Source organism: Dryocola baronae (genome assembly GCF_051297175.1).
GTDB lineage: Bacteria > Pseudomonadota > Gammaproteobacteria > Enterobacterales > Enterobacteriaceae > Dryocola.
Genome location: NZ_JBINNY010000001.1, coordinates 3,652,492 through 3,666,862, shown reverse-complemented (window position 1 = coordinate 3,666,862; position 14,371 = coordinate 3,652,492). Strand labels below are relative to the sequence as shown.

14 protein-coding genes and 1 pseudogene are annotated in these 14,371 nt (G+C 51.4%); 12 read left to right on the top strand and 3 right to left on the bottom strand.

Annotated elements, in window-relative coordinates; translation table 11 throughout:
• Positions 1-64: 64 nt before the first annotated feature.
• Genes ACSPHG_RS17465 through ACSPHG_RS17450 form a run of 4 tightly spaced genes read left to right on the top strand, consistent with a single transcriptional unit; the run spans position 65 to position 3,881 of the window.
• A complete protein-coding gene (locus tag ACSPHG_RS17465; protein WP_435954751.1) occupies positions 65-1,075 on the top strand; it encodes a PLP-dependent cysteine synthase family protein in 1,011 nt (336 codons plus the stop codon).
• A gap of 1 nt (position 1,076) precedes the next feature.
• Positions 1,077-2,279 (top strand): diaminopimelate decarboxylase, encoded by a 1,203-nt coding sequence (gene lysA, locus ACSPHG_RS17460; RefSeq protein WP_435954750.1) that lies wholly within the window; start codon positions 1,077-1,079, stop codon positions 2,277-2,279.
• Positions 2,276-3,208 carry a LysO family transporter gene (locus ACSPHG_RS17455; RefSeq protein WP_435954749.1) on the top strand — a complete coding sequence of 311 codons (933 nt, stop codon included), beginning with the start codon at positions 2,276-2,278 and terminating at the stop codon, positions 3,206-3,208. The genes lysA and ACSPHG_RS17455 overlap by 4 nt, the downstream gene beginning before the upstream one ends.
• Before the next feature lie 13 nt (positions 3,209-3,221).
• Positions 3,222-3,881, top strand: coding sequence for an alanine--tRNA ligase-related protein (locus ACSPHG_RS17450; RefSeq protein WP_435954748.1), 660 nt, complete (start codon positions 3,222-3,224; stop codon positions 3,879-3,881).
• Between the two features lie 61 nt (positions 3,882-3,942).
• Here the strand turns inward: ACSPHG_RS17450 and ACSPHG_RS17445 are convergent, their stop codons facing one another.
• A complete protein-coding gene (locus ACSPHG_RS17445; protein WP_435954747.1) occupies positions 3,943-4,857 on the bottom strand; it encodes a LysR family transcriptional regulator in 915 nt (304 codons plus the stop codon).
• Positions 4,858-4,963: 106 nt separating this feature from the next.
• Between ACSPHG_RS17445 and ACSPHG_RS17440 the strand changes: the two genes are divergently transcribed.
• Entirely contained in the window at positions 4,964-5,839 is an 876-nt protein-coding gene (locus tag ACSPHG_RS17440) for an MBL fold metallo-hydrolase (RefSeq protein ID WP_435954746.1), read from the top strand.
• A gap of 286 nt (positions 5,840-6,125) precedes the next feature.
• A complete protein-coding gene (locus tag ACSPHG_RS17435) occupies positions 6,126-7,070 on the top strand; it encodes a hypothetical protein (RefSeq protein ID WP_435954745.1) in 945 nt (314 codons plus the stop codon).
• 54 nt (positions 7,071-7,124) lie between these two features.
• Here ACSPHG_RS17435 and ACSPHG_RS17430 read toward each other — a convergent pair whose 3' ends face one another.
• Positions 7,125-7,376 carry a DUF1158 domain-containing protein gene (locus ACSPHG_RS17430; protein WP_435954744.1) on the bottom strand — a complete coding sequence of 84 codons (252 nt, stop codon included), beginning with the start codon at positions 7,374-7,376 and terminating at the stop codon, positions 7,125-7,127.
• 232 nt (positions 7,377-7,608) lie between these two features.
• Between ACSPHG_RS17430 and nlpA the strand changes: the two genes are divergently transcribed.
• Positions 7,609-8,427, top strand: coding sequence for a lipoprotein NlpA (gene nlpA, locus ACSPHG_RS17425; protein ID WP_435954743.1), 819 nt, complete (start codon positions 7,609-7,611; stop codon positions 8,425-8,427).
• A 1-nt stretch (position 8,428) separates the two neighbouring features.
• Here the strand turns inward: nlpA and ACSPHG_RS17420 are convergent, their stop codons facing one another.
• A complete protein-coding gene (locus ACSPHG_RS17420) occupies positions 8,429-9,358 on the bottom strand; it encodes a LysR substrate-binding domain-containing protein (protein WP_435954742.1) in 930 nt (309 codons plus the stop codon).
• Between the two features lie 550 nt (positions 9,359-9,908).
• Here ACSPHG_RS17420 and ACSPHG_RS17415 point away from each other — a divergent pair.
• The 5 genes and pseudogenes from ACSPHG_RS17415 to ACSPHG_RS17400 all read left to right on the top strand — a co-directional run bounded on the left by ACSPHG_RS17415 (position 9,909) and on the right by ACSPHG_RS17400 (position 14,363).
• On the top strand, positions 9,909-10,514 hold the full coding sequence (locus ACSPHG_RS17415; RefSeq protein ID WP_435954741.1) for an ankyrin repeat domain-containing protein: 606 nt from the start codon (positions 9,909-9,911) through the stop codon (positions 10,512-10,514).
• Positions 10,515-10,610: 96 nt separating this feature from the next.
• A pseudogene (locus tag ACSPHG_RS24290) lies at positions 10,611-10,814 on the top strand (oxamate carbamoyltransferase subunit AllH family protein); the annotation flags it as partial.
• A 66-nt stretch (positions 10,815-10,880) separates the two neighbouring features.
• Positions 10,881-11,429 (top strand): oxamate carbamoyltransferase subunit AllH family protein, encoded by a 549-nt coding sequence (locus tag ACSPHG_RS17410; RefSeq protein ID WP_435954740.1) that lies wholly within the window; start codon positions 10,881-10,883, stop codon positions 11,427-11,429.
• Positions 11,407-12,954: an acyl-CoA synthetase FdrA gene (gene fdrA, locus ACSPHG_RS17405; protein WP_435954739.1), complete on the top strand. Its 1,548-nt coding sequence runs from the start codon at positions 11,407-11,409 to the stop codon at positions 12,952-12,954. Before ACSPHG_RS17410 ends, fdrA begins: the two co-directional genes overlap by 23 nt.
• On the top strand, positions 12,951-14,363 hold the full coding sequence (locus tag ACSPHG_RS17400) for a YlbE family protein (RefSeq protein WP_435954738.1): 1,413 nt from the start codon (positions 12,951-12,953) through the stop codon (positions 14,361-14,363). The genes fdrA and ACSPHG_RS17400 overlap by 4 nt, the downstream gene beginning before the upstream one ends.
• Positions 14,364-14,371: the final 8 nt, after the last annotated feature.

Here is a 14,371-nt window from a genome sequence, read left to right as displayed (position 1 = left end):
CTGATTTTTTAAATTATTCAACTGTTATAAATTTATCGCGTTATTTTTAGGCGTTATTGTCTCATTGACTGAAAATTTAAGTTGTCGTTATATCTTAATCATCACTAAAGGATTAGGAAGAGATAAGATGCTAGTGGAGAAAAAAGACCATAACGACACGTTGTCTTTAATTGGTAATACGCCTGTAGTACATATACTCGAGGATATTTATCCAAGAGCAGATGTTAGAGTTAAGCTTGAATCCTACAATCCCGGCGGCTCAATTAAAGATCGCACAGCATTGAAGATAATTATTGATGCAGAAAATAATAATTCGATAAAGCCAGGTGATGAACTGGTTGAGGCCACTTCGGGGAATACGGGAATTGGTATTGCATGGATCGGTCGATGTAAGGGTTACAAGGTTACAATTATTACCCACGATAAGATCAGCAGAGAAAAACTAGCGTTACTTAAATATTATGGCGCTAATGTCATTATTATGTCATCAGAAACGCCCTGCGACTCTGCTGAACACTATGTAAATGTAGCCCGTCGATATTCGCAACAAAATGGGCGCTTCTTTTGTGACCAGTTTTATAACTCTTCCAACACTATGGCTCATTACTTGGGTACCGCACCTGAACTTTGGCAGCAAGGAGGAAGTGAAGCTGACACTATAATATGTGGTGTAGGTTCTGGCGGAACATTAATGGGCATAAAAAAATATTTTCACGAAAAAGGTAGTAAAGCTACGTTTGTTGTCGCCGATCCGGTTGGATCGATATATCAATCATATTTTAATGAAGGAGAGTACTTCCCATCAGCATGGAAAATAGAGGGGGTGGGTTCTAATTTTATACCGGGAATACTAAACCGCACTGCTGCAGATAAATTATATACAGTAACGGATAGTGAGGCATTTTCTGTTTGTGATCACCTTCGTCAAAAGTATGTTCTTGATGTTGGGTTATCTAGTAGAGCTGTGATAGCTGTGGCTATGCGTCTTTTGCAGGAAAGAGAAAACTCGAGAATTATGTGTATCTCTCCCGATGCAGGCGAACGCTATATATCAAAATTACAGGCTATGAGATAATATGGAAATCATTCGCACGGCCCAGATTTTAGCCAATAACACTGAAACTCCTTTTTATTTATATTCCGAAATTGCTATTAAAGAAAAAATTAATTTACTGAGGGAGCGTTTTCCTAATCCGTTGTATGAAATTTTGTATGCAATGAAAGCCAATTCAAATCCAGAAATTTTAAAAATAATTATTGGTTCAGGCATTGGTATCGATGCATGTTCCATAGAAGAACTACAGATTGCTCAGTTGATTGGTACAGATAGTAATAAAATTTACTATAATGCCGATTGTCTAACAGATAAAGAAATAGACTATGCTGTAAGCAATAAATTAAATTTAGTAGTCGGCTCAATTGACGCAATTGAATTTTTAGCACAGCGATATAGCGGCTACTCTATACATCTTAGAGTGAATTCGGGTGTAGGCAGTGGTCATTCAGACAGCGTTGTCACTAATGGAGAATTGTCAAAATTTGGTGTATCGCTTTATGAAATTGATAAAGCAATAGAAATATGTGCAGCGGCATCAATTTCAATTACAGGGATCCACTCTCATATCGGTTCGGGTGATCTCTCTCCAGATAGTTATATTGCCAATGCAAAAATAATGGTTGAACTTTCCAAAAAATTCACATCCCTTAAGAGTATTAATTTTGGTGGTGGGTTTGGTTTTGATTACAAAAATGGCCAAAGTTTTGACTTAGATAATATTTTTTCATCGTTTAATCAATTGCGTGAGTCAAGTGGTATAGGGAATGATGTCAAATTTATTCTTGAACCAGGACGCTATCTTGTTGCTAGTTCCGGATCTCTCATCGCCAGAGTTTGTTCGGTTAAAAATGGAATTATGCGTAAATACATTGGCCTTGACACCGGCTTTAATCATTTTGCTCGCTGCTTTCTTTACAATGCCTGGCACGAGATTGTAAACATCACTTCCAATGAAGGACCAACATATCTTTATGATGTGGTCGGAAACCTTTGTCAGTCTGGCGATGTCTTTGCCAGGCAACGTATGTTGGCAAAAACGAAACGTGGGGATTTGATTTGTATAAAAGATACCGGTGCATATGGTTACGCCATGAGCTCCAACTTTAACTCTCGATGCCGTCCAGCGGAATATCTTATTGACTCAACAGGTAATACTCAATTAATACGTAGGGCCGAGAGTATCGAAGATATTATCACCACTCATATTCAGGGTAGAAAATGATTACTGCATTATCAAATTTGTTTCCGATACTAATAGCATTTGTTATTGGGTTTAATATGAGGCAAGTTGTAAAAAATGTTAACATTACCAAGGTGAACTTCATTTCAAACTTCTGCCTTTATGCATTGTTAGTTTTGATGGGGGTTACCATTGGTCTAATTCCAGGTATTTTCGATGAGCTATATTCTGTCGGCTTAAATGCGATAAGCATAGCGGTTGCCTCATCGTTAGCGATTGCTATTGCGCTTAAAATTTTCCACGTCAGAACTTGCCGTGAAAGCAATTCAAGCGGCAGTGAAAAAGATACTCAAGTATCATTTGATATCACCGAATATGTCAAGGATCCCTTGCTTTTAGTTGGATTAGTCATTATAGGGTTTATTGCTGGTTATTATGAAATAATGCCAGGTTTGGATTATGATTACCTTATATCAGGGCTGCTCTATCTTTTGATTTTTGTGATTGCCATCAAGCTTTCATTTTCGGGCCTCAGCGTTAAGACTATTTTCCTGAATAAGAACAATATAGTGATGACCTTAGTTACTGTACTTGCGTCATACGTAGGAGCAGCCATAGCATCAATATTTATTTCTCTTGATTTAACCCAAAGTCTGGCTGTGAGTTCAGGGTTCGGTTGGTATACGCTTTCGGGAATACTCTTTACCAAAATGGGTAACCCTGTTTTGGGTTCGGTGGCTTTTCTCTGCGATCTGGTTCGTGAGCTCATCGCGCTGCTATTGATACCCACGCTATCAAGACTAGGAAATGCAAATATTGCTATTGGGGTGGCGGGGGCTACGGCGATGGATGTCACGCTACCTATTATAGAAAAACACTGTGGCGTTGGTTATGTTCCAGTAGCTTTGCTCTCTGGAGGGATTATCACATTTATAGTGCCTTTTTTAATACCATTCTTTTACTCCCTCTGACAAGGATTGAATTATGTTGACCAGTGAAAGGTTATTTGATGAAACCCCGTATGATTATCACTTTAACGCGGTTATCACTGCTATAGGTGATGATTATATCGTTTTAGACAAAACGTTATTTTATCCCTTTTCGGGTAATCAAAATTATGATGTGGGATATATTGACAACATTCCTGTGACAGCTGTTTATTTTTATGATGAAAAAACTGAAGAGATCGACTTTTCGGCACCTATCAAGCATGTTATCTGCACAGAAGGTTTTGAAATTGGGCAGCAGGTATCAGGAAAAATAGATAAAGACATAAGGCTTAATACCATGCGATTGCATACCGCGAGTCATATTGTTGAGTATTTTGTCAGTAAGCTGTCTGGTTTTTTATCTGCTGAAGGATCGTTTGTTAACCACGAGAAAGATCGTACCGACTATTCTTTCTCAAAGAACATCGAGCCGCAGGAGTTAATCTCCCTTCAGAAGGATGTCAATGAATTCCTCTCTCACGGGCACCCTATAATATTTACCCAACGAAATGGATTGAGAATATGGCAATGTGCAGATATTGAAATGCCCTGTTGCGGAACTCACGTCAGTAACACCCGTGAAGTGGGGGATGTAGTGTTAACGCGAAAAAATAAAGGAAAGGGAATAAACAGAATTGAAACCAGGTTAGCCTGACTGACCGTTTTATTTTCCTCCCGGCCCTTCGCCCGGGAGGAAAACATTCTTAACACCTGGCTCACGCTCGCCGCAGCGTCGCCAGCCAGCGCTCGTCCGTTGCGAACCACTCCACCAGGAAATCGAGCATCGAACGCAGCGTGGCGGGCATCTGTTTACGGGAGGTATAAATGCCGTAGATGCCCATGGCCTGCGGCGTGTAGTTCGGCAGTATCTCAACCAGCTCGCCCTTTGCCAGCAGAGGTGCTGCGGAATAATAAGGCTGAAGCGAAATGCCCGCGCCCTGTAGCGTACCGGCGAGCAAAACCACGGACTCATTGGCGCTGAGGTTGCCGCTCACCGCCACCGCCGATTTCTCGCCCCGGTGGTCAAAATGCCACAGGCTTTTGCCGAACCACGAATAGGTCAGGCAGTTATGGTCGGAAAGATCTTCCGGAAGCAGCGGGGTGCCGCGAGCTGCCAGGTATTCCGGCGAGGCGCACACAACGGACGCGCAGGTGGAAAGCGGGCGGGCGATCAGATTGGGGTCCAGCTCGTTGGTGATGCGCAGCGCAAGGTCGATGCGTTCTTCGACCAGATTCACCGTGCGGTTGTTCATCTGCAAATCGACGGCAACGAGCGGGTGGTGCTTTAGGTACTGCGTCACCGCGCCCGCCAGCGCCGTTTGCCCCAGCGACTGGGAGCAGGTAATGCGCAGCAGGCCGCGAATCTCATCGTTTGGCCGCTGTTCCACCGTATCGATAGCTTCCGCAACGGCGAGCATTTTGCGCGAAAGCAGCAGCGTGCGTTCGCCCGCGTCCGTCAGGCTGAGCCTGCGCGTGGTGCGGTGCAGAAGCCGCGCCCCGGCCCATTCTTCCATCTGTGCGAGATAGCGGGTAACCATCGCCCGCGACATCTCAAGCCGCTCGGCGGCGGCGATCATGCTGCCGCGCTCAACGATGGTGACAAAGACTCTGGCAGCGGTAATGCGATCCATGATTCGCTCGATTTACGCAATGAATAGTTGCTTATTATCCGGTTTTTGTCCTGATTTATGCAACGTAAGATGTCCGCAACGTTATGACCCATTAAGGACACCTGCCATGTTTAAACCCTCGTTACTGACCCTGACCTTCACCAGCGTTTTCGGCCTTAGCGCCGTTGCCAACGCGGCGGAACCGCTGAAGATGGAGGTGTATAACCCCGGCGAGCGCAGCGTTTTCCCGGTTTCTTCCGAGATCGTCAGCGGCGCGCATGAAGTGGTGCTGATTGACGCCCAGTTCCAGCGCAACGACGCCGAGCAGCTGGTGAAGAAAATCAAGGCCACCGGCAAAAGGCTGACCACCGTTTACATCAGCCATTCCGACCCGGATTTCTACTTCGGCCTGGACGTCATCAAGGCCGCCTTCCCGCTGGTGAAAATCATCGCCACGCCGGAAACCGTAAAGGCGATTGAGTCCTCAAAAGACGGCAAGCTGGCGTACTGGGGGCCGATTTTGAAAGATAACGCGCCGGGCAAGGCGATTGTGCCGCAGCCGATGGAGGGGAAAAGCTTCACCGTGGACGGGCAGCAAATTGAAGTGAAAGGCCCAACGGCGGATCGCACCTACGTGTGGATACCTTCGCTGAAGGCGGTCGTCGGCGGCGTGCCGGTGGCGGGGAACAATATTCATCCGTGGATTGCCGACACGCAAACCGTCCAATCGCGCGCCGACTGGCAGCAAACGCTGGAAGGGATCAAAGCGCTGGAACCGCAGGTGGTGGTGCCGGGGCATTTCTTACCGGGCGCGGCGCAGACGCTTGAGTCCGTAACCTTCACGCAGAACTACCTGACGGCGCTTGAAAGCGCGTTGCCGCAAGCGAAGGATTCGGCGGAGCTGATCGCCGCGATGAAAAAGCAGTATCCGAACCTGAAGGACGAATCCAGCCTCGAGCTGAGCGCGAAGGTATTAAAAGGCGAAATGAAGTGGCCGCAATAGGCGGCTTTTATTAGCCGAGCCTGTGCTGATTGGAACGCGCAAAGGTGCAAGGGGCCGAGCGCGGTCCCTTATAGCGGCCTGTTTCCCAGCATCAGTACAGCGGGTTCACGCCAGCGCTCTTACATTAAGAAGTCGATTATTTCATTTAATATCCTCAGGGTGGCTACTAAAAATCGTGGCTGGTCATGAGACAGCGTATTGGTTAGATTTCATTGTTCTTGCAGGCGCATAAAACCGATAGCAATTCTATTTAGGTTTATGCATCTTCTTTAACAAGGAAAAGCCAATGACGATGGCACGAAAAAATATAATATTTTATGGTTTGATGATCCTGGTTTATTTTATGGCTATCTTTTTTCCCGGCATAGATATGGTAGGGAAGAAATATATTCTTGGTACTTCCTGTTTAGTGTTATTTATCTTCACGTGTTTTGCCTATGATTGGCCGTGGTTAAAATCACAAGTTATAAAAGTGTTCATTCCTACCGTGACGCAGCCTTTGCGTTTATATAGCGAGGCGATCTCCCGTATCGCATGGTTTATCTTTTTGTTGGCAATGTTGGCGCTTAATTTCGAGTGGGTATGGGCTTCACGTGGCCTATTAGCGGTATTTTTGCTGATGGTCGTCTTATGCGCCATACTGACTTTTTTTGAATTAAAACAGAGCAATAGCCTTGCCGGCCAGGCTTTGCAGTTCTTCTTTGGTGTCGCAACGCCGCTAATTTATGTTGTCTCCACCACCTATATCGCCAGCTATTTCTTAAAAAGCAGCGGCTTAAAAATTGATGAGTCGCCTTTAATTCAGCTTTGGCTTGGCTGGACGTGGTTCGCCGTCTGGATGCTTTTTGTGATACAGCTCTTCTCCTTCGCCTTCTATTTTACTCAACTTAAAAATATGAGTACTGGCTATCTTCTCAATCTCAGTGCAATCCTGATAGGGGGGACATTTTTAGTGTTGCTTGCTACCGGATGGTTCACGAAATTTCAAGTGCTAATACTCGATTATGCTACTAATAAGGAGTGGAGTAATACTTTTAGCTGTCATAATAAAAACTATAATTATGGCCGGGAACGTTATTTTCAGCAGGATGATGATAAGTATATTTCTTATTTTTCGGATCGTGAAGGTAAGTGGGGTTTTGCCAAAATACGCTGTGGCGAAAACAGTACAGGAATCACGCGGCAGGTCACCAGCAGTATTGATATGCCTAAATGGTTCTCCGATAAATAAGGCTGCTGCAAATGGGTTAGGCTTCAAAACCTAACCCAGCGGCAGAGATATGACTTATTCACGATCGATGGAAAACCACCTGCGCCACACGAAGCGAATCACGAAAAATTCGATAACGCCCAGCAGCAGGAACCACACGCAGAAGATAATGGTGTAAAGCTGGTTTAAATCGAGCAGGTGGAAGGTTTCCATCAGCTGGTGCGCCAGCTGCAGGGTGAGCCGCGGGGCGGGGAGCAGCAGGCAGGACAGGAACGCCAGCAGTAAAACGCCGCCCGCGCTCATCAGGGCTTCAAGAGGGTGTTTCATCGTGAGGTAACCCGGTTCGTTGTTAAGGTAAAGTTAAACGCGGGCATTGTCGGTGAAATTGGGGCAGGGCGCAAATCTGCCCGTTGTTGGCCTATTTCGGCGGATGGCGCTAACGCTAATCCGCCCTACAAATCCCCCTTTTCATGATGATTTTTTTTCATTTTAAAGCGCCGCAAACGTGCTGCTATAGTCAGATTCCTTTTGGTTGGCGGTGGCTTAACAAGGAATAAAAATGAAATTGACGATACCTCATTTTCGCAGCGGAGCAGCGGTACTGCTTGCAGGGCTGTTGCTGGCCGGGTGCGACGGGCAGAGCAGCAGCGCGAAGCATATCAAGGTCGGTGTGATCAACGGCGCGGAGCAGGATGTCGCGGAAGTGGCCAAGAAGGTAGCCAAAGAAAAGTTCGATCTCGACGTCGAGCTGGTGGGCTTTAGCGGCTCGCTGCTGCCGAACGACGCCACCAGCCACGGCGAGCTGGACGCCAACGTGTTTCAACATCGCCCTTTCCTCGAGCAGGATAATAAGGCCCACGGCTACAGGCTTGTCGCGGTAGGCAATACCTTCGTCTTCCCGATGGCTGGCTATTCGAAAAAAATCAAAAACGTTTCCGAACTGAAGGACGGTGCAACCGTTGCCATCCCTAACGACCCGACCAACCTGGGCCGCGCGCTTCTTCTGCTGCAAAAAGAGAAGCTGATAACGCTCAAAGAGGGCACCGGCCTGCTGCCGACGTCGCCGGATATCACCGCCAACCCGCGTCACCTGAACATTATGGAGCTGGAAGGCGCGCAGCTGGCCCGCGTGCTTGACGACCCGAAGGTCGACGTGGCGATTATCAGCACCACCTACATCCAGCAGACCGGGCTGTCGCCGGTGCACGACAGCGTGTTTATTGAAGATAAAAACTCGCCGTACGTGAACATTCTGGTCGCGCGTGAGGACAATAAAGACGCGCAGAGCGTGAAGGAGTTTCTCGAATCCTACCAGTCGCCCGAGGTAGCAAAAGCGGCGGAGAAAATCTTTAACGGCGGCGCGGTGCCGGGCTGGTGATCTAAACCCGATACAGCAAGTCCTGATAAACCGCCGTCAGCAGACCGTCGGCGGCAAACTGCTGTTTGATCCACTGCGTTACCTGCCCGGTTGCCGCGTGCTGGGTTGCCAGCAGCATGCGTGAATCCTGGCGCGGGTTGCTTATCTGCCGCGTCACCAGTAGGCCGTTTTCCTGAGCCTCGCGCACCATGTAATCCGGTAAAAAACCAATCCCTTCCCCCAGAATCTGGCACTGGCACTTGGTGTTGAAGTCCGGCACGCGAATCGCCTCCTGGCCGTGGAGCAGCCAGCCAACCTTTTTGTTCAGCGTTAGCGCCGTGTCCTCCACCATAATGTTCGGGTACAGGCGCAGCTGGCTTTCGGGGATCGGCTCCTGCACAAACGCCAGCGGGTGGCTGGGGGCGATGGCGAACTGCCAGCGGATCGCGCCGATCTCGGTGTAGTCGATGCCGCCGCCGTCCAGCAGCGTATCCGGCGCGCCGATGGCGATATTCGCCTGGTTATTGATGATCGAATCCCACACGCCGTTGTAGACCTCGGTGGTGACGGTGATTTGGCAGGTTGGGAATTGTTTTTTAAGGATTTGCAGCAGCTTCGCGGTGTGGCGCGGGGTGTACAGAAGGTGGTTGATGCAGATGCGCACCTTGACTTCGATACCCTGCGAAATGGTGTCTATTCCGCGTTTGATGGCGTGGAAGTCGTGCAGCAGGTCGGTGGCCTTGCGGTAGAAGTAGTAGCCGGACTCCGTAAGTTCGATGCTGCGCGTGTTGCGCACGAACAGTACCACGTCGAGATAGGTTTCGATGCGCTTGATGGTGTAGCTGATGGCGGAGGTGGTCACGCCCAGCTCTTCGGCGGCTTTGCTAAAGCTTGAGAATCGCGCCGCCGTGGTGAAGGCGTGGAGGTTTTCTTCGGTGAAGATGGAGTTCATGTGTTTGCCTCATGTCGGATGGCGCGAGGCTTATCCGACCTACGAAATGAGTTGCTAATCAAAATCCAGGTCGGATGGCGCCAGGCTTATCCGACCTACAAAATGAATTGCTAACCAAAATCCAGGTCGGATGGCGCGAGGCTTATCCGACCTACGAAATGAATTGCTAACCAAAACGTAGGTCGGATAAGCGCAGCGCCATCCGACACTCCTATTGTTGAATGCATTTGTAAACCTTATGACAGCCCCCGCAGTCTTGAACAGAATTTAACACTGCGGTTACATCTCATTTGAAGAGAATCACACTTCTGCTCATTGGTTTCAGCCCGCGCGCGCCAAGGCTCGAGCGCTTATCGCCAGCAGAGCCTGTTACGGCGCAAAAGGCCACTTTTCATAGGAAAAAGATTGCGCTAAAGCACGTTCTGCTTCGATTGTTGAGTATAGATCAACAATCCCTCCCTTAACGATGAATGATTTTTAAACGGATGTTATTCGCCGTGCACTGTTGCTATTCTCAGGTCATCGGAAATAGCACCAGGGAGAAAGCCACATGTCTCAGAATGAATTACTCGCCGAATTTTTACAGGCGGCGCAGGACGGTAATCTGGAAGGCCTGAAAAATTGTCTTGCGAAAGGCGTGGATATTAACGCCACGAACCGCCAGAAAAGAACGGCTATTACGCTTGCCAGCCTGCATAAACAGTATGAGTGCGTTGAATTTTTAATTTCTGCCGGGGCGGACATTAATAAGCAGGACGAAACCTGCTTCAATCCTTTCTTATTAAGCTGCCTGAATAATGATTTAACGTTGCTGCGTCTGATATTACCCGCCAATCCCGACCTGAATGTATTATCCCGCTTTGGCGGCGTGGGAATTACCCCGGCGTCAGAAAAAGGCCACGTTGAAATCGTGCGTGAATTGCTGACCCATACCGATATTAACGTCAACCACACGAATTTCGTCGGCTGGACGCCGCTGCTGGAGGCCATCGTATTAAACGACGGCGGCGCGAAGCAGCAGGAAATCGTCAAGCTGCTTTTAGACCACGGCGCCAACCCGCACATGACCGATAAATACGGCAAAAAGCCGCTTGAGCTGGCGCGTGAAAAGGGCTACCGCGAAATCGCCGAGCTGCTGATCCAGGCCGGAGCCTGATAAACCCGGAGGCGCGCTATCGCATCACTCGCCAATCTGCGGTGCGTCATCGCGCTAACGGCAGACGGGACGGGCTTTCCCGCAGGGGCGTCGGGCGTGGTAGAGCAGGTTTTTACCCGGGCGGTAAATCTGTTTCTGCCGCAACGCAACGCGCTTTACACCCTGCTTAGCGCCGCCTGTGACAACGCCCCAAACAGCTGCCGTTTAGCGCTTGAACACTGCAACACGCTTTTTCGGCCCGGCGAACGGGTCACCTTTAGTACATGCGGCATTGCCGTCGGAAGCGACAAGTACGTCGATTTTGCAAACTGCCGGCCATGGCAGCCCGAAGCGATTATTTTTAACGGCACGCGCCGCTGGCAACGCGTGGCCGGGATTATCAAAGAGAATATAAAAGACCACGCGTCACTATTTTATTATCAGGGCGAGAACATCTTTTATCGGGAAATAAGTCGCCTGTTGCATCTGCATCGCCAGGCATTATTAAACGCGTTAAAGCATGAGGATTATACCGCGCTCGAAAACGCGGCGGTTAATCTTATGGGATTAGGCATTGGGCTTACGCCCAGCGGGGATGATTATCTTACCGGTCTGAGCGTTATTTTATTTATGCAAGGCAGTCCGGCCTGCAAATATCGCGAAGCGCTGCTTGCGGCGCAGGAAAATGGCAAGGAAAAAACCACTCTGCTGAGTGCGATAACGCTGCGTGAGGCTATTTTTCAGCGTTACCGGGAAGTGATTCACCGCTTTATTTATCAGCTGACCGTTGGCGACGGTGAAAATATTCATCAGACCATCAACGAAATTAAACAAATCGGGTCCAGCTCCGGCAGCGACATGCTTTACGGCATGGCGGACGCCCTCGCTTTGACCGCGTATTTAGGAGGAAATGATGTCAACCAGGATTGTGATTAAAAAGAACACCTACTTTGACTCGGTATCGCTGATGTCGGTGTCCACCAAAGCTAACCAGCTCGACGGCGTGGAGCAGGCGTTCGTGGCGATGGCGACGGAGATGAACAAGGGCGTGCTGAAAAACCTCGGCCTGCTGACGGACGAGCTTGAACAGGCGAAAAGCGGCGACCTGATGATCGTTATCAAGGGCGCAAGCGACGAGGCCAACGAGGCGACGCTCGAGGCGATAGAAGGCCTGTTCATCCGCAAAGAGCAGGGCGGCCGCCACGAGGCGCGTTACGCCACGCTCTCAAGCGCGCGCGCCCATATCCCGGAAAGCAACCTGGCGGTGATCTCCGTGAACGGCGCGTTTGCCGCCCGCGAGGCGCGCCAGGCGCTGGAAAACGATCTTAACGTGATGCTGTTCTCCGACAACGTTTCGCTTGACGACGAGCTGGCGCTCAAGCGGCTCGCCCATGAAAAAGGGCTGCTGATGATGGGGCCGGACTGCGGCACCGCCATTATTAACGGCGCGGGGCTGTGCTTCGCCAACGCCGTGCGCCGTGGCTCCATCGGCATCGTGGGCGCGAGCGGTACCGGCAGCCAGGAGCTTAGCGTGCGCATCCACGAGTTCGGCGGCGGCGTGTCGCAGCTTATCGGCACCGGCGGGCGCGATCTCAGCGAGAAGATCGGCGGCATCATGATGCTCGACGCCATCCAAATGCTGGAAGACGACGCGCAAACCGAGGTGATTGCGCTTATCTCTAAGCCGCCAGCGCCTGCGGTCGCTCACAAAGTGCTGGAGCGGGCGAAGGCCTGCCGCAAGCCGGTCGTCGTCTGCTTCCTGGGGCGCGGCGAGCCGCAGCCGGACGTGGACGGCCTGCAGTTTGCGCGCGGCACCAAAGAGGCGGCGCTCAAGGCGGTGCTGCTGACCGGCGTGAAGAAAGAGTCGCTCGATCTCCACCCGCTTAACTGGCCGCTGATTAAAGAAGTCCGCGCCCGCCTTAAGCCTGAGCAAAAGTACATTCGCGGCCTGTTCTGCGGCGGCACGCTGTGCGACGAAGCGATGTTCGCGGCGCTGGAAAAATACCCGGACGTCTACAGCAATATCCAGCCTGACCCGGCGTATCGCCTGAAAGATCTGAACGTGAGCGAGGCCCACACCTTCCTCGACTTCGGCGACGACGACTTCACCAACGGCAGGCCGCACCCGATGATCGACCCGACCAACCGCATCAGCCGCCTGTTGCAGGAGGCCCGCGATCCGCAGGTGGGCGTCATCGCCATGGACTTCGTGCTCGGCTACGGCGCGCACGAAGACCCGGTTGGCTCCACGCTCGACGCCATCAAAGAGGCGAAGGCCATTGCGGCGCGCGAAGGCCGCCACTTGGAAATTCTAGGCTACGTGCTCGGCACGGATCTCGATACCCCATCGCTTGCCGCCCAGTGCCAGATGCTCACCGACGCGGGCGTTATCTGGGCCAGCAGCAGCACCAACACCGGTTTACTGGCACGCGAGTTTGTCAGCAAGGAGGAAGCACAATGAGCCTGTTCACCCAGCCGCTAAACGTGATTAACGTCGGCATCGCCATGTTCAGCGAAGACCTGAAAAAACAGCATGTCCCGGTGACCCAGCTCGACTGGACGCCGCCGGGCCTCGGCAATCTGGACGTGGTGAAGTGCCTCGACCGCATTGCAACGCCCGCGCTTGCGGAAAAAGTCGCCGCCGCCAACAAAATCGCCCTCGAGCGGATTATCCAGTCGCACCCGGTGCTGGTGGGCTACGACCAGGCCATTAACGTGGTGCCGGGCATGACGCGCAACACCATCCTGCACGCCGGGCCGCCGGTTAGCTGGGCGAACATGTGCGGTGCGATGAAGGGCGCGGTGACCGGGGCGCTGGTGTTCGAAGGGCTGGCGAAAACGCTGGACGAGGCGGCTGACCTTGCCGCTTCCGGCGACATTATTTTCTCGCCGTGCCACGAGCACGACTGCGTGGGATCGATGGCGGGCGTCACCTCCGCCTCGATGTTTATGCACATCGTCGAAAACAAACCCTACGGCAACCGCGCCTACACCAACATGAGCGAGCAGATGGCGAAGATCCTGCGCATGGGGGCCAACGACCAGAGCGTGATTGACCGCCTGAACTGGATGCGCGACGTGCTCGGCCCGATGCTGCGCGACGCCATGAAGCTTGCCGGGGAAATCGACCTGCGGCTGATGCTGGCCCAGGCGCTGCACATGGGCGACGAGTGCCACAACCGCAACAACGCGGGCACCACGCTGCTGATTCAGGCGCTGACGCCGTGGATCATCCAGACCGGCTTCTCCGTCGCGCAGCAAAAAGAGGTGTTCGACTTCGTGGCGAGCAGCGACTACTTCTCCGGCCCGACGTGGATGGCGATGTGCAAAGCCGCGATGGACGCCGCCCACGGTATCGAATACAGCACGGTGGTCACCACCATGGCGCGCAACGGCTACGAGTTTGGCCTGCGGGTGAGCGGCCTGCCGGGGCAGTGGTTTACCGGCCCGGCGCAGCAGGTGATTGGCCCGATGTTTGCAGGCTACCGGCCTGAAGACTCGGGGCTGGACATCGGCGACAGCGCGATCACCGAAACCTACGGCATCGGCGGCTTTGCGATGGCAACCGCGCCGGCGATTGTCGCGCTGGTCGGCGGCACGGTAGACGAGGCGGTAAATTTCTCCCGCCAGATGCGCGAGATAACGCTCGGCGAAAACCCCAACGTCACCATTCCGCTGCTGTCGTTTATGGGCATTCCGACGGCGATTGATATTACGCGGGTGGGCGACACGGGCATTCTGCCGGTCATCAACACCGCTATTGCTCACAAAGACGCGGGGATCGGCATGATCGGTGCCGGGATCGTTCACCCGCCGTTTGAGTGTTTTGAGAAGGCTCTGCACGCGTTCAGCGAACGTTACTCCTTGTAAGGAATCGG

What these genes read in the sequence shown, in the direction of transcription:
- ACSPHG_RS17430 (WP_435954744.1), bottom strand. Translation starts at nt 7,376, where the DNA reads ATGAAACACCCTCTTGAAGCCCTGATGAGCGCGGGCGGCGTTTTACTG.
- ACSPHG_RS17440 (WP_435954746.1), top strand. Translation starts at nt 4,964, where the DNA reads ATGTTTAAACCCTCGTTACTGACCCTGACCTTCACCAGCGTTTTCGGC.
- ACSPHG_RS17415 (WP_435954741.1), top strand. Translation starts at nt 9,909, where the DNA reads ATGTCTCAGAATGAATTACTCGCCGAATTTTTACAGGCGGCGCAGGAC.
- ACSPHG_RS17400 (WP_435954738.1), top strand. Translation starts at nt 12,951, where the DNA reads ATGAGCCTGTTCACCCAGCCGCTAAACGTGATTAACGTCGGCATCGCC.
- nlpA (WP_435954743.1), top strand. Translation starts at nt 7,609, where the DNA reads ATGAAATTGACGATACCTCATTTTCGCAGCGGAGCAGCGGTACTGCTT.
- ACSPHG_RS17435 (WP_435954745.1), top strand. Translation starts at nt 6,126, where the DNA reads ATGACGATGGCACGAAAAAATATAATATTTTATGGTTTGATGATCCTG.
- ACSPHG_RS17455 (WP_435954749.1), top strand. Translation starts at nt 2,276, where the DNA reads ATGATTACTGCATTATCAAATTTGTTTCCGATACTAATAGCATTTGTT.
- ACSPHG_RS17445 (WP_435954747.1), bottom strand. Translation starts at nt 4,857, where the DNA reads ATGGATCGCATTACCGCTGCCAGAGTCTTTGTCACCATCGTTGAGCGC.
- lysA (WP_435954750.1), top strand. Translation starts at nt 1,077, where the DNA reads ATGGAAATCATTCGCACGGCCCAGATTTTAGCCAATAACACTGAAACT.
- ACSPHG_RS17450 (WP_435954748.1), top strand. Translation starts at nt 3,222, where the DNA reads ATGTTGACCAGTGAAAGGTTATTTGATGAAACCCCGTATGATTATCAC.
- ACSPHG_RS17420 (WP_435954742.1), bottom strand. Translation starts at nt 9,358, where the DNA reads ATGAACTCCATCTTCACCGAAGAAAACCTCCACGCCTTCACCACGGCG.
- fdrA (WP_435954739.1), top strand. Translation starts at nt 11,407, where the DNA reads ATGTCAACCAGGATTGTGATTAAAAAGAACACCTACTTTGACTCGGTA.